Consider the following 21,043-nt stretch of genomic DNA (forward strand, 5'->3'; position numbering starts at 1 on the left):
GGACCGCCGGGGGCGCGAACTCGAGCGCGCCAGCGCTCCTAAGACACAGTGATGCTGCCGCGCATGTCGGGGTGCAGGGTGCACATGTAGCGGTACGTGCCGGGCTGGGTGAAGGTGTAGGACCACTCGCCCTTGTCGATGATCGGGCTGTTGAGGCCCATCGCCTTGTCACCGATGCCCTGCACATTGTGCGGGACCTTGTCGGAGAACTTCCAGGTCACCGTCTCGCCGACCTTGATGGTGGCGTCGGCGGGGGCGTACTTCATAACGTCGACCTCGACCGTGAGGTTGGTCGGTGCGTGCTGTTGGGCGGTCGTGGTGGCGACCGGGCGGGGTTTGCGGGTTGTGGTGGTGGCGGCGTTTCCCGAGTCGCCGGAACAGCCGGCGGAGAACAGGGCGGCGGCCACGACGAATCCGGCGACAAACCGGGCGGATGCGGCGCGGTGACGAACCATCGACATGGGTGTGGAGCGTAGTCTGCGATCGACCCCGGGCCGGTCGGCGGCCCGTTCGGGTGGCTGGGAGGCGACTATGTCGGATCGGCGTGGCTACTACACCGTCGACGAGGTTCGGGCGGCCGAAGCCGAGCTGTTCACGCGGGTGCCTGCGGGGATGCCGATGCGACGCGCCGCCTTCGGGCTGGCTGGGGTAGTCGCCGGCGAATTGCGGTCGCGGACTGGGGGAGTGGCCGGTCGGGCGGTGGGTTTGCTTGTGGGGTCCGGTGACAACGGTGGGGATGCGTTGTGGGCGGGGGCTTTTCTGCGGCGGCGGGGGGTTCGGGTGTCGGCCGTTCTGCTGAATCCTGAACGGGCGCATCCGGAGGGGCTTGCCGCGTTGCGGGCGGCTGGGGGGCGGGTGGTCGATCGGCTCGACTCTGTCGACCTGGTGGTCGATGGGATCGTGGGGATCTCCGGGCGGGGGGCGTTGCGGTCTTTTGCTGCGGAAATGGTTGCGGGCGTCGATGTTCCGATCATCGCGGTTGATCTGCCGAGTGGGGTCGATCCTGATACCGGGGCGGTGGACGGGCCCGCGGTGACGGCGGAGGTGACGGTTGCGTTCGGGGCCCATAAGCCGGTGCATGCGTTGGCTGTGCCGCGGTGTGGGCGGATTGTGTTGGTGCCGATCGGGTTACGGCTTCCGGAGGCTGGGTTGGTGCAGCTCGATCCGGGCGCGGTGGGGGCTGGGTGGCCTGTTCCGGGGCCCGCTGACGATAAATACAGCCAGGGGGTGCTGGGGGTTTGTGCTGGGAGTGCGAAGTATCCAGGGGCGGGGGTGTTGTGCGCGGGGGGAGCGGTGGCGGCTACGTCGGGGATGGTTCGGTATGTGGGGTCCGATGCCGAGGTGTCGGCGAGGTTTCCCGAAGTTGTCGCCAGTTCGTCGATTTCGGAGACCGGGCGGGTGCAGGCCTGGGTTTTCGGGCCGGGCGGTGGAACTGATGCGGGAGCTCGGGACCGGTTGGCCGAGGTGTTGGCCACCGAGCTGCCGGTGCTTGTCGATGCCGATGGGTTGACGATTCTCGCCGGGGAACCGGCGTTGGTTCGCGAGCGTTCGGCGCCGACGGTGCTCACTCCGCATGCCGGCGAATTCGCGCGGCTCACCGGTGCGGCTCCGGGGGCGGACCGGGTGGCGGCGGTGCGCAGGTTGGCGCAGGAATGGCAGGTGACGGTGTTGCTCAAGGGGCGGGCGACGGTTGTCGCGGCTCCGGGGGAGGCGACGTTCGTCAACGACGCGGGCGGGGATTGGGCTGCTACGCCGGGTTCGGGGGATGTGTTGTCGGGGATTGTCGGGGCGTTGCTCGCTGCGGGGCGTGAACCGGGGTGGGCTGCTGCCGCGGGGGCTCGGGTGCATGCTTTGGCGGCGAATCTCGCTGCTCATGAGGGCCAGGATGCCGGGGCGCCCATTTCCGCGACGCCTCTGCTCGGTCATGTTCGGGAGGCTGTGCGGGTGTTGCGGGAGATGGGTGGGAGCGCAGCGCAGGGGTGGTAGTCCCGGCGATGCGCCCCAGGTCGCGTGAATTCTCGTGACCCTGGCACGATCGGGGGTGTGAATGCGCAAGTGGAGACGGTCGTCGACTTGGACGCCATTGCTCATAACGTGCGGGTGTTGCGGGAGTACGCGCAAGGCGCTGCTGTGATGGTGGTGGTCAAGGCTGACGGGTACAACCATGGGGCTGTTGAGGTGGCCCGGGCCGCGTTGGGGGCGGGGGCTCGCGAGCTGGGGGTGACGACTGTCGGGGAGGGGCTGGCGCTGCGGGCGGCGGGGATCACCGCGCCGATTCTCTGCTGGCTCAATACCGTTGATGCCGATTACGCGGCGGCTGTCGCGGGGGATCTCGAGATCGGGGTGTCTTCGCTGGCGCAGTTGCGGGCGGTGGAGCGGGCGGCGGTGGCGGTGGGGCAGACCGCGACGGTGACGCTGAAGGTGGATACCGGGCTCAATCGCAATGGGGTGTCGGTAACGGAGTATCCGCAGGTCCTGCAGGCCTTGCGCGGGCTTGTCGACGGGCAGGTGGTGCGGTTTCGGGCGATCTTCTCCCACCTCGCGCACGCAGACGAGCCGGGCCATCCGATGCTGGACCGCCAGCGGGAACGGTTCGTCGAAGCGATCGCGTCGGCCAAGGAGCACGGCCTCGAACCCGAACTAGTGCATCTGTCGAATTCGGCGGCCACACTGACCAGGCCGGATCTGCATTTCGACATGGTTCGCCCCGGCATCTCGGTGTACGGGCACTCGCCCATCCCGGAACTCGGTCAGTTCGGTCTGAAGCCTGCGATGACGTTCCAGGCGGAGGTCGCGCTGGTGAAGAAGGTGGCGGCGGGGGAGGGTGTGTCGTACGGGCATCGGTGGACCGCCCCGCGCGACACCACGATCGCGCTGGTACCGGCGGGGTATGCCGACGGTGTATTCCGGTCGCTCAGTGGTCGTTTCGAGGTGTGGTTGGGCGGGGCGCGACACCGTAATGTCGGGCGGGTGTGCATGGACCAGTTCATGGTTGACCTCGGCGACAACGCGGGTGGCGTGCGGGAAGGCGACCGTGCGGTGCTGTTCGGTGGCGGCGCGGGACAGCCACACGCGCTCGACTGGGCGCGGGCGCTGGACACCATCGACTACGAGGTCGTCTGCGCGCCGCGTGGTCGCGTGGTCCGCCGCTACGTGGGCACCGGCCGATGACCCGGCGCACGGTGATCCGCCGTAGCGGCATCGCGACCGCGGGGCTGCTCGCGGGACTCGCCATCGCCCACACCCTGCGCCAGATCGGCGCGCGCGTGATGTGGCCCGCCGAACGCGACGAATATCGCGACGAGAACTTCGCTCTGATCGACACCGACGATCCGGGCATGGTGCTCGCCGACGACGGTGTGTCGCTGGCCACCCGTACCGTCGGCGACGACTCCGCCGAGTTCACGGTCGTTTTCGTGCACGGATTCTGCAACAGCATGGAGTCCTTCCACTTCCAGCGCCGTGATCTCGCGCGGCAGTGGGGTTCGCGGATCCGGATGGTGTTCTTCGATCTGCGCGGGCACGGGCGTTCCGGCACGCCGAGTACCAGCAGCTGCACGGTCGCCCAGCTCGGCCGCGACCTCGCCACCGTCATCCGGGAGTGCGCGCCCACGGGGCCGGTGGTGCTGGTGGGGCATTCGCTCGGCGGGATGGCGGTGCTCGCGGCGGCCGCGCAGTTCCCCGAGCTGTTCGCGGCGCGGGTACGCGCGGTCGGCCTGTTCAGCACGGCGGCCGCGGAGGTGACCGCGACCGGGATCTCGCAATTGATTCGCCATCCCGCGGTCGACGGCTTCCGGCTGGCGGTGCGGACGGCGCCGGCGCTGGTGCAGTTCAGCCGCAGCGCGAGCAAGCAGGTGGTGACGCCGATCCTGCACGTCAGCTCGTTCCACGGGCAGGTAAGTCCCACATTGTCGCGATTCACCACCATGATGATCGACCGCACGCCGGTCGGCACCATCGAGAAATTCCTGAAAGCGATTGAGCTGCATGATGAATCGGCCGCGCTGGCGGTCCTCGGCGAAACGCCGGTGCTGATTCTCGGCGGCGCGCACGACGTGGTGATCCCGTTCCGGAACTCCCGCGCACTGGCGGCCGCGCTGGCGAGCAGCGAACTGGTCCGGGTGCGTGAGGCGGCGCACATGCCGCATCTGCAGTTCCCAGAGGTGAGCCTGGCCGCACTCGACCGGCTGCTGGCGCGCGCGGGGATCACTGCGCGTGGCGAGGAGGCCGTCGGTGGCTGAACAACGCGTCCTGGAGACCGTCGAGGACACCGAAGCGTTCGGTCGCGAGCTGGCTGCCACCCTGCGACCGGGCGACCTGGTCGTGCTCGACGGTCCGCTCGGGGCCGGAAAAACGGCGCTGACCAGGGGTATCGCCGCTGGTCTCGGTGTCGCGGGCCGGGTCAGCTCGCCGACGTTCATCATCGCGCGAGCGCACAAGGCCGGGGTGCGGCCGGACGGCACGCCCGGGGTGGCGATGGTTCATGTCGACGCCTATCGCCTCGCCGGCGATCTCGACGAACTCGACGCCCTCGACCTCGACACCGACCTGCACCACGCGGTCGTCGTCGTGGAATGGGGCAAGGGGGTGGTCGAACACCTCGCCGACCGTCATCTGCACGTGCAACTCGCCCGGGAGCCGGAATCCGATGTGCGCACGGCGATCTGGGAATGGATCGAATAACGCGCGATCACCCGCGCACCGGTGCGCGCCGAGCGGCGAAACCACCCGGTATTGTTGAGACAATCATGCTCGTACTAGCAGTCGACACCGCGACACCCGCCGTTACAGCGGGATTGGTGCACCTGTCACCTGCCGGCGAACCCGGCACCCGGCCCGCCGTGGCGACGCTCGCCGCCCGCGTGAAGGTCGACGCCCGCGCGCACGCCGAGGTCCTCACCCCGCAGATCCTGGAATGTCTGGCCGAGGCGGGGGTGAGTCGCGGCGAGCTCGACGCGGTCGTCGTCGGGCTCGGACCGGGGCCGTTCACCGGACTGCGCGTCGGGATGGCCACCGCCGCCGCCTTCGGCGACGCCCTCGGGTTACCCGTGTACGGGGTGTGCAGCCTGGACGCGATCGCCGCCGACACCGTCGGTGAGCAGCGCGACCCCGGCGAACTGCTGGTGGTCACCGATGCGCGCAGGCGCGAGGTGTACTGGGCCAAGTATCTGAACGGGGCGCGGGTCGCCGGTCCCGAGGTGAACAAGGCTGTCGACGTGCCGGTCGGTGAGGCCGCGGCGGTCGCCGGGTCGGCCGCGCACGTGGATTACTTCGATCTGCCGGTGCTGCCGAGTGAGACGCCCTCGCCTGCCGGGCTGGTCACCGTCGCCGCGCCCGCGCTGCTGGCCGGGGACGTGCCGGAGGCGCTGGTGCCGTTGTATCTGCGTAGGCCCGATGCGGTGGAGAAGAGCTTCCGCACCCTCGACCGGACCGGGGCGTGAGTGCCGTGACCGAGTACCAGATCGCTCCCATGGCGCTGCCCGATATCGACCGCTGCGTCGAACTAGAGCACCTGCTGTTTCCCGAGGACGACCCGTGGCAGGCGGTGTCGTTCCGGTCCGAATTGGCCGGTGGGCACAACCGCTACATCACCGCGCGCACCGCCGACGGGACGATGGTCGGCTACGCGGGCATCGCGCTGCTCGGTGACGACGCCCATCCCGAGGCCGAGGTGCACACCATCGGCGTCGACCCGGAATGCCACCGGGGCGGCATCGGGACGTTGCTGCTCGAAGCGCTGCTGGCCACGGCGGCCGAACGCGGGGGGCCGGTGTTCCTCGAGGTGCGTACCGACAACGCGCCCGCCATCGCGATGTATGCCAAGCACGGATTTCACATCATCGGGCTGCGCAAGAACTATTACCACCCCAGCGGGGCGGACGCGTACACGATGCGGCGCCCGGAACTGACCGCCGCGGCCGATGAATGGGCCGCGCGTGGGCGGCAGGACGAGGTGCTGTCGTGATCGTCATGGGGATCGAGAGCTCGTGCGACGAAACGGGAGTCGGCATCGTGCGCAGGCATGCCGACGGTTCGGTCGAGTTGCTGGCCGATGAGGTGGCCTCGAGCGTCGATCAGCACGCGCGGTTCGGTGGGGTGGTTCCCGAGATCGCCTCGCGTGCGCATCTCGAGGCGATCGTGCCCGCGATGCGAAGGGCGCTGGCGACGGCGGGGATCAGCAAGCCCGACGCGCTCGCCGTGACCATCGGGCCGGGGTTGGCCGGTGCGCTGCTGGTGGGCGTCGCTGCGGCAAAGGCGTACGCGGCGGCGTGGGATGTGCCGTTCTACGCGCTCAACCACCTCGGCGGGCACGTCGCGGTCGACACGCTCGAGCACGGCCCGATGCCGCCCGCGGTGGCGCTGCTGGTCTCCGGTGGGCATACACATCTGCTGCAGGTCACCGACCTGGGTGAGCCGATCACCGAACTCGGCAGCACTGTCGACGATGCCGCCGGCGAAGCTTTCGACAAGGTCGCCCGACTGCTCGGCCTCGGCTACCCCGGCGGGCCCGCCCTCGACGCGGCAGCCGCCGACGGCGACGCCCGCGCGATCGCGTTCCCGCGCGGCATGACCGGGCCCCGTGACGCGCGCTACGACTTCTCCTTCTCCGGCCTCAAGACCGCGGTCGCCCGCTACGTCGAGGCCGCCCAGCGCCAGGGCATCACCCCCGACCAGCTGCCCATTCCCGATATCGCCGCGTCCTTCCAGGAGGCGGTTGCCGATGTGCTGACGATGAAGGCCGTGCGTGCGGCCGCCGATGTCGGCGTAGACACAATCGTCCTCGGCGGTGGCGCCACCGCCAACACGCGGATCCGATCGCTCGCCGAAGAGCGCTGTGCCGCAGCGGGTTTAACGCTTCGTGTGCCGAAGCCGCGGCTGTGTACCGACAATGGCGTCATGATCGCGGCACTCGGCGCCCACGTGATCGGGGCGGGCGCGCAACCCGCCGCACTGACCGTCGCGACCGATCCGGGGCTGCCGGTCTCAGTGAGCGCGCTGCGGGGCTAGTCGCCGACGTCAAGACTCGTCGGGACGCGCAGAGAGCACTGCGTGATGAGGCGCCGTGACGACCAGTGGGCCGTCATGCCATCGAGAAACCTCGGTCTCAGTGGTGGGCGGGCGCCGACCATACCGGCGACCTGGGCTTGGTAGGGTCGGCGTGCCGTGGTGTTCGGGAAACCGGTTAGAAACCGGTGCGGCCCTCGCCACTGTGATCGGGAGTAGCGGATCGATCCGGATGAACATATCCGGGACCACTGGGGCACCTGTGCCCTGGGAAGGTAGATCCGCCGCGCACTATCCCGTCAGCCAGGAGACCGGCCACGGCTACGCACTACCGATTCCACGAGGACCTGGAAGGCCGTTATCTTGACCCCCTCTGTTTTCGCACGCCTGCGTACGGGCGCGCTGATCGCGTGCGCGATCGTTGTCACCGGTTGTGTCGCGCAACCCAGCCAGGAAGTCGGCGGTGCGAACGCCGTTACCCGCGCGAACTGCGGCATCGACATCACTGTCGACCGCCCACCACAACGGATCTACGCGGCGTATCAGCCTTCCATCGAGATCGCGCACGCGCTCGGCGTCACCGATCGGCTGGTGGGCACGGCATTCCTGGATGCCACGGTGCTACCCGAGTACCAAGACGCGCAGGCGAAGTCGGCCTACGTCGAGAAACTGCCGAGTCGCGACGAACTGCTCACCCAGAACCCTGATTTCGTGCTGTCCGGGTTCAACGGCGTGTTCGCGAAGTCCGCGCAGAACAGTGTGGGCACCCGCGCCAGCCTGCAGGAACTGGGTGTTCGGACCTGGGTGCTGAGCCCGCTGTGCCCGAGCTCGGACGGACTCGCCGACGAAGCGATAGATCCCAAGACCGTGCGGTTCGACAACGTATACGCGGACCTGCGCGATCTCGGCGCGCTCTGGGGCGTCTCCGATCGCGCCGAAGACGTAGTGACCCAACTGAGTTCACGGATCGCGGTGGTTCGCTCGAAGGTGGAGAACTCCGCGCGGCCGCGGGTCGCGGTCGTCACGCCCAAGGACGACGGGTCCTACACCGCGGCGGGCGGGATCGACTTCGTCACCCAGATCATCGAGGCAGCAGGCGGCGTCAACGCTTTCGCCGACCTCACCGAGCGTCGCAACGTGCAGATCGGCGCTGAAGAGCTCATCGCCCGCGACCCCGACATCATCCTGACCAGTCAGTGCTGCAAGTCGACCTACACCAGGGCCGACGGTCAGCCGCAAGTCGACAGAATCGTGGGCAACCCGGCCTTCGCGAACCTGACCGCCGTCCGCGCAGGCGCGGTGCACCCGTTCCTGTTCGCGGATCGGGCCGCGGGCGTACGAATCGCGCATGCGACCGAACTGGTCGCCGAACTGATCCACCCCGATCTGTTCCGGCGATGACCCGCACCACGCGCGGCACCGGCCTGATCCTGGCCGGTGCCGGGCTGGCCGCTGTCTGTGTCGCATCCATCCTGATCGGTTCGCATCCGCTCACCCTCGACCAGGCGGTCGCGGCGTTCACCGACTTCCGCGGCACCGATACCGACCGGGTCGTGCGCTACATCCGGCTGCCGAGAACTGTCGCCGGTCTGCTCGCGGGGATCGCGCTCGCCCTGGCCGGAGCCGTGATGCAGGGGCTGACCCGCAACCCGCTCGCCGGACCGGGACTGCTCGGCATCAACGCGGGTGCTTCGCTGGCGATCGTGGTCGGTATGGGCACACTTGGCGTGACCGCGCAGTCGGGGTTCGTCTGGTTCGCTTTTCTCGGCGCGGCTGTCGCGGCGGCCTTCGTCTACGTGCTCGGGTCGATGGGATTCGGTGGCGCGACTCCGGTGAAGCTGGCGCTGGCCGGTGCGGCGTTCACCGCGCTGTGCGGGTCGATCACCACCGCGATCACTTTGCTCGACCGGACCACGTTCGACAACTTCCGATTCTGGGTAGTGGGGTCGCTGACGCGCGCCGATCTCGAATCCGTCTGGGCGATAGTGCCGTTCATCGCAGTCGGGGCGATGCTGACATTCGTGGTGGCACGACCGCTGAACGCCATCGCCATCGGCGACGACCTGGCGCGCACCCTCGGCACGCGCATGGTCGCGGTGCGTGCCATCGGTGCGTCGAGCGTGGTGCTGCTCGCGGGGTCGGCCGTCGCGATCGCCGGGCCGATCGCCTTCATCGGCCTGGTGATCCCGCACATCGCCCGCGCCTTCTGCGGATCCGACTACCGGTGGATTCTGCTCTGGTGCGCCGTACTCGGCCCCACGTTGCTGCTGCTCGCCGATATCGGGGGGCGTGTTCTCGCGCGGCCGCAGGAGATTCAGGTCGGCATCGTCACCGCGTTCGCCGGCGCGCCGTTCTTCCTCTACCTCGTACGCAATCGGAAGGTGGCGACCCTATGACGCTCACCGAACGCGGAGTGCTGCCAAGCGGCACTGTGCTGCTGCGCACACCCGGTCGGCGCGTTGTCGTCCGGGTGCAACGCCGCTCGGCGTTGCTGACCGTGCTGATCGCGACGGCCGCGGTGGCAGTGGCGGCTTGGTCGCTCACCATCGGCCACTATTCGCTCACCCTCGGCGATGTGGCGCGAGTACTGGGTGGTGGCGGCACGCTCATCGAATACGACGTGGTCGTAGCCGATCGGCTGCCGCGCGTGCTCACCGGACTGGGTGCCGGGGCGGCCTTCGCCGTGTCCGGTGCCATCCTCCAGCGGATCGCGACGAATCCGCTGGTGAGCCCCGAGATCATCGGCATCAATACCGGTGCCTCGCTGGGGGCGCTGACGGTGAGCGTGCTGCTCGGCGGCTCCGGTCTCGCGCTGGTCGGCGGCGCGCTGGCCGGTGCGTTCGTGGCGATGGCGTTGATCGTGCTGGTGGCGACCAAGGACGGGCTCGACGGTTACCGCCTCGTGCTCGTCGGGATCGGGGTGACGGCCATGTTGTCGTCGGCGATCGCGTTCATCCTGACCAGGGCAAACATCTACCAGGCGCATACGGCGGCCATGTGGCTCACCGGCAGCTTGGCCAACCGCGACTGGCTGCACGTCTGGTTCGCCGCCGCGGCACTGGGCGTTGTCTTCCCGCCGCTGGTCGTTGTCGCGCGTTCGCTGCCACTGCTCGAACTGGGCGACGAACTCGCGAATTCGCTGGCCGGACGACGTGGGCCGCACCGCACCACGCTGATCGTCCTCGCCTCCGCGGCGGCCGCCGCGGCGACGGCCGCGGCCGGGCCCATCGCTTTCGTCGCGCTGGTGGCGCCGCAGATCGTGCGACGCCTGCTGGCCGAACGTGGTGCCGGACTCGCACCCGCAGCCGCCACGGGTGCCCTGCTGGTTGTGGCCGCCGACCTCGCTGCCAGGCGACTGTTTCCAGCGGAACTGCCCGTCGGGGTTGTGACCGCGGTCCTCGGCGCACCCGTACTGATCTATCTCCTTGCCCGCTCAACCCGAATCGGACACGCTGGATGACCGCACATCTCACCACCGACGGACTCACACTCGCCTACGGCGACACCGTGATCGTTTCCGAGGCCACCATCGATTTTCCCGTCGGCCAGATCACTGTCGTCGTCGGTCGCAACGGCTGCGGGAAATCGACTCTGCTGCGCGGCCTGGCCAGGCTGATCGCACCGACCGCGGGCGCGGTGCTGCTCGACGGTGCCGATATCGCGCCTCAACCGGCCCGCACGGTGGCGCGTCGACTCGGCATGTTGCCCCAGCAACCCGTGGCGCCGGACGGTATCACGGTAGGCGAACTCATCGGACGCGGTCGGCATCCGCATCAACGCTGGTTCCGTCAGTGGTCCGCCGACGATGCGGCCGCGGTCCGAAAGGCATTGGTGGCCACCGATACCGCCGACCTCATCGATCGGACCATGGATCAGCTGTCCGGCGGGCAGAAGCAGCGGGTGTGGATCGCGCTGGCGATCGCGCAGGACCCGGAGGTGATGTTGCTCGACGAACCGACCACCTTCCTCGACCTCGCCCATCAGCTCGACATCCTCGACGTGCTGCGGAACCTGTTGCCGCGCACCATCATCGCGGTGCTGCACGACCTGAACCTGGCCGCTCGCTATGCCGATCACATCGTCACCATGAAGGACGGGCGGGTCATCGCCCAGGGTCCACCTGCCCAGATCGTGCGTCCAGAGCTGGTTTCCGAGGTGTTCGGTCTGGACTGCACGGTGATCGACGATCCGATGACGGGCACCCCACTGGTGGTACCGGCCGGGCGAGCGGTGCGTACCGCATGACGCCCCGCTACGTGCTGGTCGCCCGGCCCACCCCGTCGGGGGTGGACCTCGCCGCCGTCGAAGCGCTGGCACAGGCCTGCGGGATCGGCTACGCGCTGCTCGACCAGGGGGAGCCGACGATTCACGCCGCCCTCGATGCCGCCGACTCGCCGGTCGTCCTGATTCCCCTTGCCGTGCCGCGCGACCGCTACCTGGAGACCTGGATCGCCAGAGCGGTGGCGAACTGGAAAGAGATCCGCGCGCGCGACCTCGACGTGCGCATCACCGAAAGCATCGACACCGCAACCGGGTTCGTCGACGTGGTGCGATCCAGAATGCGCGACAGCGGCACCGCGGTCACCGCGAGCCCTCGTGCGTTCCGCAGCCCGGCCTGGTCGGTGATTCCCGAACACACCGAGCACATCCTGGTCTGCCGCGGCCCCCGGTGCACCGTGTACGGCGCGGGCGAACTGCACCGCACCCTGCGGCGTGATCACCCCGACGCCTTGGTGACCCCGACCGGGTGCCTCACGCCGTGCAATCTGGGGCCGCTCTACATCACCTATCCCGACGGCCGATGGCACACACACGCCCTGGCGCCGCCGGTCGACGGTGATCTCCCGCCACCTGAGGCGGCATCGCGGACTCGGCCCTGACCGGGACAGCGCGGTATCGTCCGCCGGGCTGATGGCGAAGGATTCGCCTGCTAGGAGGTGGGCTGGAGCGGAACTTCGCTCGGCGCGGACGCGGCAGGTGGTATCGGCAGGCCGCTGCGGGCCGGGGCCTGGGTGGGGGAGGTGTTCGGTGTCGTCGGGCGCCGCTGCTGAGCGCCGGAACCGCTGTCCAGTGGGCCGAGGGGGGACTCGGGGTAGGGGATCTGCGGGAGGTTCGGGTCGGGGCGCAGGGTGGGGGCCGTAGGCGAGGTGGGCGCCGAGGGGTTGGGGGTTGTGGTCGGCGCGGGGGTCGGCCGGCCGGTGGTGACCGCGGGGGGCTCGGTGGCAGGCGGAGCGACGGGCGCGCTGGTGCGGTCGGTGCTCTCGCGGCTCGCGGGGGTCTGGGCGGGGGAGGGCACTAACGGTAAGGGGGATTGACGCACGGTGCTGCTGGTGCCAGCGGGGGTGACGTCGGGGGTGTCGGGGGTGACGGCTTGGACGCCGTAGCCGATCACCAGGCCGACGACGACCACTGCGCCGACCAGGGTGCCGACGACCTTGGCGAAGGTGCCGCTCGGTGCGTCGGCGTGCGCGCCGCCCGCCGCCCCGGCCGGTGCCTCGGCATCGGCGACCAGCGCGGCACCCTTGGCGATCACGGCTTCGGGGTCTGGCACGGTCAGTACGGGGACGTCGAGGCGGGTGTCGAGGATGTCGACGACGCACGGGATGTTGGCGCAGCCGCCGATCACGGCCACGGCGTCGGGGTACTTGGGCGCGCGGGTGAACACCGACGACGAGAACAGCGCGATGTTGCGCAGCAGGCCGCCGATGAGTTCCTCGAAATCCGGGCGGGTGAGCTCGAGCCCTTGTCCCGCAACATGATCGATGGTGACCACGGGCGCCAGCGAGAGGTGTTCCTTGGCGGCGCGGCCGCGATTGGTCAGCGTGGTGCGATTGGGACGGGTACCGCGGCGGGCGTAGTGCAGGTCGACGAGGTGGTGGTAGATCAACTCGTCGATCGCGTTGCCGCTCAGTGTCGGCGTGCGCTCGGTGTGTAAGACGACGCTGTCGGCGTAATCGGCCACAGTGACGGTGAGTCCGGTTGCGCCGAGGTCGATCACGGCGACGGTGGCGTAGCGGTCGAGCAGGCCGGTGTGGCGCAGGTAGGCCAGTGCGGCGGCGCCCTCGGTGACCAGCCGCAGATCGCGATGGCGGGTGGTGGCGGCCCGAATGGCCTGTGCCTGTTCCTTGTTGCGGTAGGCGACGGCGACATTGGTCGGGCGCGAACGCGATTCGGCGCGACGGTGACCGCCGGAGTAGCGCCCGAGGGGTTCGCCGAGCATGCCCGCCGACACCGGCAGCTGGGCAGAGACCGGCAGCTGGGTGGTCATCAACTCGATCGAGGACGACACGAGATCACCGAGGTCGGAATGGGCTTCATCGGAGGAGACGACCCGGTAGTCGAAACTCTGCTCGCCGGCGGACCCCGTCGCGACCAGTGCCGAGCACACCACCTCGTTCCCGGCCGAGATGCCGAGGGATGTTCGCATGTTCACCTCCCTTCGAGCCGATGGTGCTCTACGAGCGGATGGCGCCTTCCTGTGCTATGTCACAGCCTGTTATGCGAACGTTACAGATTGTGGCAGGCGATGTGAAGATCACTGGCGAGTGTGGGCGTGTCGAGAATGCGACATCGGCAGAACCCGACCTTGAGTGCTGGCACTCTCGCGTATAGAGTGCTAGTCGGCACTGCAGTAGCTGTACCTGTGCCGGTCGACTTCTGGGCTTCGGCTCCGGCACCCGCGACGACGGGGCCTGTGCGCAGGGTCGCGAGCTGACCGAAACCGGTCCGGAACACCAGTTCCGGACGACCGAATTTCCCCTGAAAGTGGAGGGCTCAACGTGGCGAGCGTGAACATCAAGCCGCTCGAGGACAAGATCCTCGTCCAGGCCAACGAGGCCGAGACGACGACGGCCTCCGGCCTGGTCATCCCGGACACGGCCAAGGAGAAGCCGCAGGAGGGCACCGTCATTGCCGTCGGCGCGGGTCGCGTCACCGATAAGGGTGACCGCATCCCGGTCGACGTCAAGGAAGGCGACGTCGTCATCTACAGCAAGTACGGCGGCACCGAGATCAAGTACCAGGGTGGGGAATACCTCATCCTCTCGGCGCGCGACATCCTGGCCGTCGTCACCAAGTAAGGCCAACGCCGCATCAGCGTTCCGCCCCGGCGTCTTTCACTAGACCCGGGGCGGATTGCGTTCACAAACAGGAGCTGAATCCTTTATGCCCAAGCAGATCGAGTTCGACGAAAAGGCTCGCCGGGCTCTGGAACGCGGTGTCGACAAGCTGGCCGACGCCGTCAAGGTAACCCTCGGCCCTCGCGGTCGGCATGTGGTGCTGGCCAAGGCCTTCGGTGGCCCGACCGTCACCAACGACGGTGTCACCATCGCGCGTGAGATCGACCTCGAGGACCCCTTCGAGAACCTCGGCGCACAGCTCGTCAAGAGCGTCGCCACCAAGACCAACGACGTCGCGGGCGACGGTACAACCACCGCCACCGTGCTGGCCCAGGCGTTCGTGCGCGGCGGCCTGAAGAACGTCGCCGCGGGCGCCAACCCGATCACCCTCGGCCAGGGCATCGCCGCTGCCGCCGAGAAGGTCTCGGAGGTGCTGCTCGCGCTCGCCACTCCCGTCTCCGGCGAGAAGGCCATCGCCCAGGTCGCCACCGTTTCCTCACGTGACTCCGAAATCGGCGAGATGGTCGGCAAGGCGCTCACCACGGTCGGCAAGGACGGCGTCGTGACCGTCGAGGAGTCCTCGACCACGAACACCGAACTCGTCATCACCGAGGGCGTGCAGTTCGACAAGGGCTACCTCTCGCCCTACTTCCAGACCGATCCCGAGACCCAGCAGGCCGTGCTCGAGGACACCTACGTCCTGCTGCACCGCGACAAGATCAGCTCGCTGCCCGATCTGCTGCCGCTGCTGGAGAAGATCGCCGAATCCGGCAAGAGCGTGCTGATCGTGGCCGAGGACGTCGACGGCGAAGCGCTGTCGACCCTGGTGGTCAACTCGATCCGCAAGACCATCAAGGCCGTCGCCGTCAAGGCGCCGTTCTTCGGTGACCGTCGCAAGGCGTTCCTCGACGACCTGGCCGTCGTCACCGGTGGCACCGTGATCAACCCCGATCTCGGCGTCACCCTGCGCGAGGCCACCATCGAGCAGCTGGGTCAGGCGCGTCGCGTCGTCGTCACCAAGGACGAGACCGTGCTGATCGACGGCGCGGGCAGCGATGACGACGTCAAGGCCCGCAGCGCGCAGCTGCGTCGCGAGATCGAGGCGTCGGACTCCGACTGGGATCGCGAGAAGCTCGAGGAGCGACTGGCGAAGCTGGCCGGTGGCGTCGCGGTGATCAAGGTCGGCGCTGCCACCGAGACCGCGCTCAAGGAGCGCAAGTACCGCGTCGACGACGCGGTCGCCGCTGCCAAGGCCGCGGTCGAGGAGGGCATCGTCCCCGGTGGTGGTTCGGCGCTCGTGATCGCCGCTGCCGCACTGGGCGAGCTGCGTGACTCGTTCTCCGGCGACAAGGCCGTCGGTGTCGAGGTGGTTCGCAAGGGCCTCGAGGCGCCGCTGTACTGGATCGCCACCAACGCGGGCCTCGACGGTGCCGTCGTGGTCGCGAAGGTCTCCGAGGGCAAGGAAGGCTTCAACGCCGCCACCCTGACCTACGGCGACCTGCTCGCCGACGGCGTCGTCGACCCGGTCAAGGTGACCCGCTCCGCCGTGGTGAACGCCGCCTCGGTCGCGCGGATGATCCTGACCACCGAGAGCGCCATCGTCGAGAAGCCCGCCGAGGCCGAAGACGATCACGGCCACCACGGTCACTCGCACTGACGCATAACGAAGGCCCCCGGATCGCAGACGCGATCTGGGGGCCTTTCGTTGTCCGCTAGCTGGCTACCGGGGGATCTTCGGCATCCAGTGCGGCCAGTAAACGGACGCGCAGAGACGGTGGCGGTGGGGTGGGGGTCGTGGACGCGAGCTGGGCGAGGATTTCGCGGGTAGCGCGGAGCTCTCGCAGGAACTCGGTACACAGGGTTGGGTCTTCGGTATCGATGATGGTCTGGATCGCGTGATGGTCTTCGTCGTCGATCAATCCGAGCGCGACGGTGTGCGCGAGATCGATCTGGGCTTCGTTCATCTCACGTCACCCCCAAACTTTTCTTCAGTCGTGTCAATCCGTCCCGAATTCGGGACTTAACGGTCGGTAACCCGATGCCGAGGTATGTCGCTACCTCCGCGTAGGTCCGCCCGCCGTAGTAGGCGAGCGAGATCGCCTCGCGTTGGGTCTCGGTGAGTGTCGAGAGCCCGCGCTGGACGGCCTGTTGTTCTAGTCTGCGTTCCACCTCCTCGGTGACCTCGTCGAATTCGTGGCCGAGCACCCGGATCCCGTACGCGACCTCGCGCTGGGTATGGGCTTGCTCGGCGCGAACTCGGTCGACCGCGCGCCGGTGTGCCAGCGTCATCAGCCAGGTCACCGCCGACCCCTTGGCGGGGTCGAAACTCGTTGCGGTGCGCCAGATCTGGAGATAGACCTCCTGAGTGGTCTCCTCCGCGTACCCGGGGTCATGGAGTACCCGCAGGACCAGGCCGAAAACGCGTGCGGACGTCCGGTCGTACAGTTCGGCAAAGGCCTGCTGGTCGGACAGTCCGCATCGTTCCAGCAGTGCAGCTAGCTCGACTCCTTCGGCCGCGCGTGCGGTAACCGCAGAATCCACGCTCGGTGGAAAGGCTTCGCTTCGGAACCCATTCTGTGTCATCGGTCACGAATGTAGCCCGAGGCTATGACACCCCCGCGACCGGGGGTGCCTTTTATTCGGGTGCCAGCTGTTTGCTAGAGATTCGGCGCGCCACGGCCAGCGGATTGGAACAGATTTGCCAACCCCGCCAGACGGGCTCGGGGCGGCTCAGACGGCCATCCGGCGCCGGTTGCGGCGGGCGTGCATCTCGCGTTCGGTCTCGGACATGCCACCCCAGATGCCGTAGGGCTCGCTCACCTTGAGGGCATGGGTACGGCACTGCATGAGGACGGGGCAGGCCCGGCAGATCTCCTTGGCGCGCATCTCGCGAGCCGTGCGGGCACGGCCGCGTTCGCCGTCGGGGTGGAAGAAGACCGCGGAGTCCTGTCCGCGGCACGAGCCACGCATCTGCCAATCCCAGACATCGGCGTTCGGTCCGGGGAGGTGGGTGGGCATGGGCATGTGAACTCCTTGTGGCGCGAGCTCGTCAGCGTTGTCGAGCGAGTGGTGCGGCAGGTCTTCGCGCCACCCAATGGGGGTGGCCGGCTCGACGGTGCCTGACGTTGCCGCTCGGAGGTCGCTGCGATTTCGCGCAGCGCCGACCGTGGCGATGAGCTACGTTAGGTGCACGCGGGAAATTCCGTCAATAGTTCGGCGCATGAGTTCAGTAAATCTGCAACGCTGAAATTTAACCTACTCACTATTTACATTTCATACCCGATCCCTCCATACTGTTTGGTTGGCTATGGATCGGGTGTCTTCGCGTCTCTGACTCTTCGCATGTTTTCCCAGGTCGCGCCGGTAGTGGCCCGGTTTGGACGGCGGGGACCCGTCGCGAGCGGGTGTGCTGGATCACAACGGCCTGTACTGGTCGAGTCCGGGTAGATGGCGAAAACGGGGCGTGAAGGTTAATTGCGCGAAACGCATGTGAATTCGAGACTTTGCGGTAGTGGCATCGAGGAGCGGAGATTTACCTGATGGCAACATCGGCACTCGAGAGAAATGCTGATTGTTAGCCGAATGGGTGCCGCGATGCCATAACACGCGAACTGATCGGGGCCGGTGGCGGCTAGAGTCTCGCCGTGCAGACAACGGCCTCACCCGCGGATATCGGTTCCGAAATACTCGTTTCGACTGCTTTCGGGCCCACCCCGGGCCTCGCCGCTACGGAGTTGCCGGAGCCGGGGGACCCGTTGTCGAGGTGGTACCGCGCGGTCGCGCTCGGCGGGCAGGGCCGCTATGCCGCCGCCCGCTCTGACCTGCGAATATTGGCTCGAATCGCGACCGAACCCGGCCTGAAATCGCTCGTCGAGAGCACCCGCGGATCGCTGCTGCGCCAGCTCGGCGACCACGCGGGAGCGGCGGCGTTCGACGGCCGCGCCGCGGCGCTCGCCCTCGGCGCCACCGGAGCGGCCCGCGCCGAGGCACTCGCCGACGCGTATACGGGCCTAGCCGCCGACGCGCTCGGCACCGGCAGGCTCGCCCTCGCCCGGCGACTACTCGGCCGCGTGCCCCCACTGCTCGCCGACGCACCCCCGCGGGCCGAAGTGCGCTGGCATTGGGTGCGCGCCGAGACCGCGCTCGCCGGCGGTCTCGCTCGCGAAGCGCTGAGCGACGCGCACATGGCTGCCGAACTCGCCGCGGCCCTGCCTTCGGTGCGCCACCGGGTGAAATCAGCACTGCTCGTCGCGGCCGCGACCGCCGCGAACGGTGACCTCGCCGAGTCTGCGGAACTGGCCGAACGGGTCGACACGGCCTGCCGCGAAAACGCCCTTCTCCCACTGCGCTGGGCCACCGCGATGCTGCGCGCGGGGGTCGCCGAACCGGCGCGAGCGCGCGCCGCGGCGGACGAAGCCGCAGATCATGGCGCCCGTCTGCGCGCCTTGGGTGGGGACATCGCCCCGCTGGGTGCGTGAATCGCTGCGGATGATCTTTCTGAGAGCTCGGTTAGAAGCGACCACGCCCGCTGGCGGCCGATCCGGGGGTCGCTATTGTTAGTCCCGTTCCGCCACTTCGGTGGAAGCTCGGTCACATTCGACCGCGCCACTCGTAACGCCAGGAAAATCTCTGACGATGACGCATATGGGCGAAGAGTTGGACCTCGCCGTCGCTGCGGCTGCGCAGGGCGACAGGACCGCTTTAGCTCGGGTATTGGAACTGGTCCGTCCCTTGGTAGTTCGCTACTGCAGGGCGCGGATCGGGGCCGCGGAGCGCGGACAGCTCTCCGCGGACGATGTTGCGCAAGAGGTCTGTTTGGCTGTGATGACCGCCCTGCCCCGCTATCAGGATCAGGGTCGGCCCTTCATGGCCTTCGTGTACGGAATCGCTTCGCACAAGGTCGCCGACGCCCATCGCAACGCCGCCCGTAACAAGGCGGAGGCGATGGCCGAAGTACCAGATGTCATATCCACCGACCAAGGTCCGGAACAGCGGGCTCTCGACTCGGAGACGAGCAGGCAGATGAACACTCTGCTGGCGACGCTCCCCGAGAAGCATCGAGAGATCCTGATCCTGCGTTTGGTCATGGGTCTGTCAGCAGAGGAAACCGCAGTCGCCGTGGGCAGCACGGCGGGGGCGATACGGGTTGCCCAGCACAGGGCACTCGCGAAACTGAAGTCACAAGTGGCGAGGGCAGGTGAAATGTATGGCTAGGGATGGCGAGCACGGTCTTGGCAAAAGCGGTCCCTACGCCGCCGAGGGTGCCGGTGATTCCGGGCCGGTCGACATCGCGGCGGTGCGCAGCGATGACGCGCTGATCGACGCGATAGCGAGCGATGGTCCGGTACGAACCGACAGCCCCGAAGAGTTCCAGCTGGCGTCGTTACTCGCGGATTGGCGGGCCGACATACTGGCCGAGCCGATGCCCGCGGGCCCTGACCTCGACACCGTGTTCGCGGCGGTCAATCAGGAGATCGGCGCGCGGCAGGTTCGAGTCGGAGCTTCCTCGCGCGGACGTCTACGACTGGTCCGCCCGATTTTCGGGGCAGCAGCGGCATTGTCGCTGGTGTTCGGCGGCATCACGGCGTTCGCGTACAGCGCGGCACCCGGCGATCCGCTGTGGCGGGTCAAGGAGGTCGTGTTCAGCGAGCAGGCCCAGTCGACCGTTGTCCAGTACGCCGACGAAGATCTGCTGGCCGCACAGAACTTGCTCACCTCGGGCGATCCGGAACAGGCCAAGGCCAGGCTGGAACAGGCTTCCGCCAACGCGGGCCAGGTCGACGACCAGGCCAAGCGTGAGGATCTGATCGCGCGCTGGAACCTGCTGCGGGATCAGCTGCTCAAGGTCGCCCCGGAGATCGGCGCGCAACTGCCGCCGACCTCGACCGACCCGACGACCAAGCCGAGTTCGCCCGTGCAGGTCCCGCCGACGACGAACCCGGGCACCTCCGCTCCGGTGGCGCCGACCGATCCCGGAACGGTGACCACCGATCCGTCGGGCCCGATCATCATGCAGACACCGGGGCCGGAGACCAAGCCGCTGGTTCCGGTCGAGCCGACGGAACCGCCGGTGACCACCCCGCCGCCGGTGACTCCGCCGCCCGTCACGGTCGACCCGACGACCCCACCGACCACCATCGCCGAACCACCGCCGGTCATCACTGTGCCGACGGTGGTCCCGACGTCCGCGCCGCGGCCGCCGAGCTTGCCGCCCACGCAGCAGGTGCCCCCGCCGGCGACGATCCTGCAGTCACCGCCCGTGGTGCCGGTTCCGTAGTAGAACGATGAATTGAACCAAAGAAGAAGGCCCCGAACCTGTTCGGGGCCTTCTTCTTTGGTGTGAGGCCGGCTTGGCGAGCCCGGCGGGCCCTACGCGTGCGTGACCGCGAAGGGTGCGGGGTCGTGCGACAGGCCCGGCTGTGCTGAGTTCAGTTATCGAACCCGCTCAGTTATCGAACCCGCTCAGTTGTCGAACCCGTCGAACCCGTCGCCGTGGAACGCCTCGTTCATCGACGCGTCCGCGTAGCCGCGGCAGTAGTCCCACGTGACGTAAGCCTCGGGGGTGGGGTCGTAGGCGGGCTCGTGTGGACGGACGGTGCCGTCGACGAGTAGCTGTAGGAGGTTTGCCCGCAGCATGTCCCAGTCGTGGTAGTGATCTTGCCGACAATCCTCACAGCTGACGACCAGTCCGCGGATACCGCGGTGGGCCAGCAGGGCTTCGTATACGGCGAGGTCTGCGAGATCTTCCTCGACCGCGAGGCGCTCATGAGGATCCAACGGCTCACCGGGCTCGATCGCATCGAGCGCGGCAGACGGGTCGGAGGGGTCTCCGGCGAAGGGATCCGGCGGCAGGCCAGGTGGTAGATGGTCACGCACATCCCCACGGTACGCAGTACTCGGTGCATCGCGCCAGCGATGCG

Annotated in this window: 23 protein-coding genes and 1 riboswitch; of the genes, 17 read left to right on the plus strand and 6 right to left on the minus strand. The window is 68.2% G+C overall.

Annotation, left to right across the window (positions count from 1 at the left end; genetic code table 11):
* Positions 1-38: 38 nt before the first annotated feature.
* Entirely contained in the window at positions 39-461 is a 423-nt protein-coding gene (locus ACQHI0_RS33135) for a plastocyanin/azurin family copper-binding protein (RefSeq protein ID WP_427905623.1), read from the minus strand.
* Positions 462-531: 70 nt separating this feature from the next.
* Between ACQHI0_RS33135 and ACQHI0_RS33140 the strand changes: the two genes are divergently transcribed.
* The 12 genes from ACQHI0_RS33140 (at position 532) to ACQHI0_RS33195 (ending at position 11,885) form a co-directional block, all read left to right on the plus strand.
* Positions 532-1,986, plus strand: coding sequence for an NAD(P)H-hydrate dehydratase (locus tag ACQHI0_RS33140; RefSeq protein WP_427905624.1), 1,455 nt, complete (start codon positions 532-534; stop codon positions 1,984-1,986).
* 57 nt (positions 1,987-2,043) lie between these two features.
* A complete protein-coding gene (gene alr, locus ACQHI0_RS33145; protein WP_427905625.1) occupies positions 2,044-3,171 on the plus strand; it encodes an alanine racemase in 1,128 nt (375 codons plus the stop codon).
* Entirely contained in the window at positions 3,168-4,241 is a 1,074-nt protein-coding gene (locus ACQHI0_RS33150; protein WP_427905626.1) for an alpha/beta fold hydrolase, read from the plus strand. The genes alr and ACQHI0_RS33150 overlap by 4 nt, the downstream gene beginning before the upstream one ends.
* Entirely contained in the window at positions 4,234-4,683 is a 450-nt protein-coding gene (gene tsaE, locus ACQHI0_RS33155; protein WP_427905627.1) for a tRNA (adenosine(37)-N6)-threonylcarbamoyltransferase complex ATPase subunit type 1 TsaE, read from the plus strand. Before ACQHI0_RS33150 ends, tsaE begins: the two co-directional genes overlap by 8 nt.
* 65 nt (positions 4,684-4,748) lie before the next feature.
* Complete coding sequence (gene tsaB, locus ACQHI0_RS33160; protein ID WP_427905628.1) at positions 4,749-5,441, plus strand: tRNA (adenosine(37)-N6)-threonylcarbamoyltransferase complex dimerization subunit type 1 TsaB; 693 nt, start codon at positions 4,749-4,751, stop codon at positions 5,439-5,441.
* Positions 5,442-5,470: 29 nt separating this feature from the next.
* Positions 5,471-5,965, plus strand: a complete 495-nt coding sequence (gene rimI, locus ACQHI0_RS33165; protein WP_427909376.1) for a ribosomal protein S18-alanine N-acetyltransferase — start codon at positions 5,471-5,473, stop codon at positions 5,963-5,965.
* Complete coding sequence (gene tsaD, locus ACQHI0_RS33170; protein WP_427905629.1) at positions 5,962-7,008, plus strand: tRNA (adenosine(37)-N6)-threonylcarbamoyltransferase complex transferase subunit TsaD; 1,047 nt, start codon at positions 5,962-5,964, stop codon at positions 7,006-7,008. The genes rimI and tsaD overlap by 4 nt, the downstream gene beginning before the upstream one ends.
* A 141-nt stretch (positions 7,009-7,149) precedes the next feature.
* A riboswitch (cobalamin riboswitch) is annotated at positions 7,150-7,339 on the plus strand.
* Between the two features lie 29 nt (positions 7,340-7,368).
* Complete coding sequence (locus ACQHI0_RS33175; protein WP_427905630.1) at positions 7,369-8,406, plus strand: ABC transporter substrate-binding protein; 1,038 nt, start codon at positions 7,369-7,371, stop codon at positions 8,404-8,406.
* On the plus strand, positions 8,403-9,401 hold the full coding sequence (locus ACQHI0_RS33180) for a FecCD family ABC transporter permease (RefSeq protein WP_427905631.1): 999 nt from the start codon (positions 8,403-8,405) through the stop codon (positions 9,399-9,401). The genes ACQHI0_RS33175 and ACQHI0_RS33180 overlap by 4 nt, the downstream gene beginning before the upstream one ends.
* Positions 9,398-10,465, plus strand: coding sequence for a FecCD family ABC transporter permease (locus ACQHI0_RS33185; protein ID WP_427905632.1), 1,068 nt, complete (start codon positions 9,398-9,400; stop codon positions 10,463-10,465). The genes ACQHI0_RS33180 and ACQHI0_RS33185 overlap by 4 nt, the downstream gene beginning before the upstream one ends.
* Entirely contained in the window at positions 10,462-11,250 is a 789-nt protein-coding gene (locus ACQHI0_RS33190; protein WP_427905633.1) for an ABC transporter ATP-binding protein, read from the plus strand. Before ACQHI0_RS33185 ends, ACQHI0_RS33190 begins: the two co-directional genes overlap by 4 nt.
* Positions 11,247-11,885, plus strand: coding sequence for a (2Fe-2S) ferredoxin domain-containing protein (locus tag ACQHI0_RS33195; protein WP_427905634.1), 639 nt, complete (start codon positions 11,247-11,249; stop codon positions 11,883-11,885). The genes ACQHI0_RS33190 and ACQHI0_RS33195 overlap by 4 nt, the downstream gene beginning before the upstream one ends.
* A 50-nt stretch (positions 11,886-11,935) precedes the next feature.
* Here ACQHI0_RS33195 and ACQHI0_RS33200 read toward each other — a convergent pair whose 3' ends face one another.
* Positions 11,936-13,432, minus strand: coding sequence for an Hsp70 family protein (locus tag ACQHI0_RS33200; RefSeq protein ID WP_427905635.1), 1,497 nt, complete (start codon positions 13,430-13,432; stop codon positions 11,936-11,938).
* A gap of 352 nt (positions 13,433-13,784) precedes the next feature.
* Between ACQHI0_RS33200 and groES the strand changes: the two genes are divergently transcribed.
* Entirely contained in the window at positions 13,785-14,084 is a 300-nt protein-coding gene (gene groES, locus ACQHI0_RS33205) for a co-chaperone GroES (RefSeq protein WP_056818214.1), read from the plus strand.
* An 85-nt stretch (positions 14,085-14,169) separates the two neighbouring features.
* Positions 14,170-15,780: a chaperonin GroEL gene (gene groL, locus ACQHI0_RS33210; RefSeq protein ID WP_427905636.1), complete on the plus strand. Its 1,611-nt coding sequence runs from the start codon at positions 14,170-14,172 to the stop codon at positions 15,778-15,780.
* Positions 15,781-15,835: 55 nt separating this feature from the next.
* On the opposite strand, the gene ACQHI0_RS33215 is transcribed toward groL, so the two are convergent.
* The 3 genes from ACQHI0_RS33215 to ACQHI0_RS33225 form a co-directional block, all read right to left on the minus strand.
* Complete coding sequence (locus ACQHI0_RS33215; RefSeq protein ID WP_427905637.1) at positions 15,836-16,087, minus strand: RskA family anti-sigma factor; 252 nt, start codon at positions 16,085-16,087, stop codon at positions 15,836-15,838.
* A 1-nt stretch (position 16,088) separates the two neighbouring features.
* The gene (locus tag ACQHI0_RS33220) at positions 16,089-16,706 is read right to left on the minus strand and encodes a sigma-70 family RNA polymerase sigma factor (protein ID WP_378635331.1); all 618 of its coding nucleotides are present in this window, start codon (positions 16,704-16,706) and stop codon (positions 16,089-16,091) included.
* A 147-nt stretch (positions 16,707-16,853) separates the two neighbouring features.
* A complete protein-coding gene (locus ACQHI0_RS33225; RefSeq protein WP_022567299.1) occupies positions 16,854-17,147 on the minus strand; it encodes a WhiB family transcriptional regulator in 294 nt (97 codons plus the stop codon).
* A gap of 620 nt (positions 17,148-17,767) precedes the next feature.
* Here ACQHI0_RS33225 and ACQHI0_RS33230 point away from each other — a divergent pair.
* The 3 genes from ACQHI0_RS33230 to ACQHI0_RS33240 all read left to right on the plus strand — a co-directional run bounded on the left by ACQHI0_RS33230 (position 17,768) and on the right by ACQHI0_RS33240 (position 20,400).
* On the plus strand, positions 17,768-18,601 hold the full coding sequence (locus ACQHI0_RS33230) for a hypothetical protein (RefSeq protein WP_427905638.1): 834 nt from the start codon (positions 17,768-17,770) through the stop codon (positions 18,599-18,601).
* A gap of 157 nt (positions 18,602-18,758) precedes the next feature.
* Positions 18,759-19,337: a sigma-70 family RNA polymerase sigma factor gene (locus ACQHI0_RS33235; RefSeq protein ID WP_266296525.1), complete on the plus strand. Its 579-nt coding sequence runs from the start codon at positions 18,759-18,761 to the stop codon at positions 19,335-19,337.
* Positions 19,330-20,400: an anti-sigma-D factor RsdA gene (locus tag ACQHI0_RS33240; RefSeq protein WP_427905639.1), complete on the plus strand. Its 1,071-nt coding sequence runs from the start codon at positions 19,330-19,332 to the stop codon at positions 20,398-20,400. The genes ACQHI0_RS33235 and ACQHI0_RS33240 overlap by 8 nt, the downstream gene beginning before the upstream one ends.
* 185 nt (positions 20,401-20,585) lie before the next feature.
* On the opposite strand, the gene ACQHI0_RS33245 is transcribed toward ACQHI0_RS33240, so the two are convergent.
* Positions 20,586-20,999, minus strand: coding sequence for a DUF5319 domain-containing protein (locus tag ACQHI0_RS33245; protein ID WP_022567296.1), 414 nt, complete (start codon positions 20,997-20,999; stop codon positions 20,586-20,588).
* Between the last annotated feature and the right edge of the window lie 44 nt (positions 21,000-21,043).

Origin of the sequence: Nocardia sp. FBN12, from assembly GCF_050320175.1 — a bacterium.
In the GTDB taxonomy this organism is placed as follows: Bacteria; Actinomycetota; Actinomycetes; order Mycobacteriales; family Mycobacteriaceae; genus Nocardia.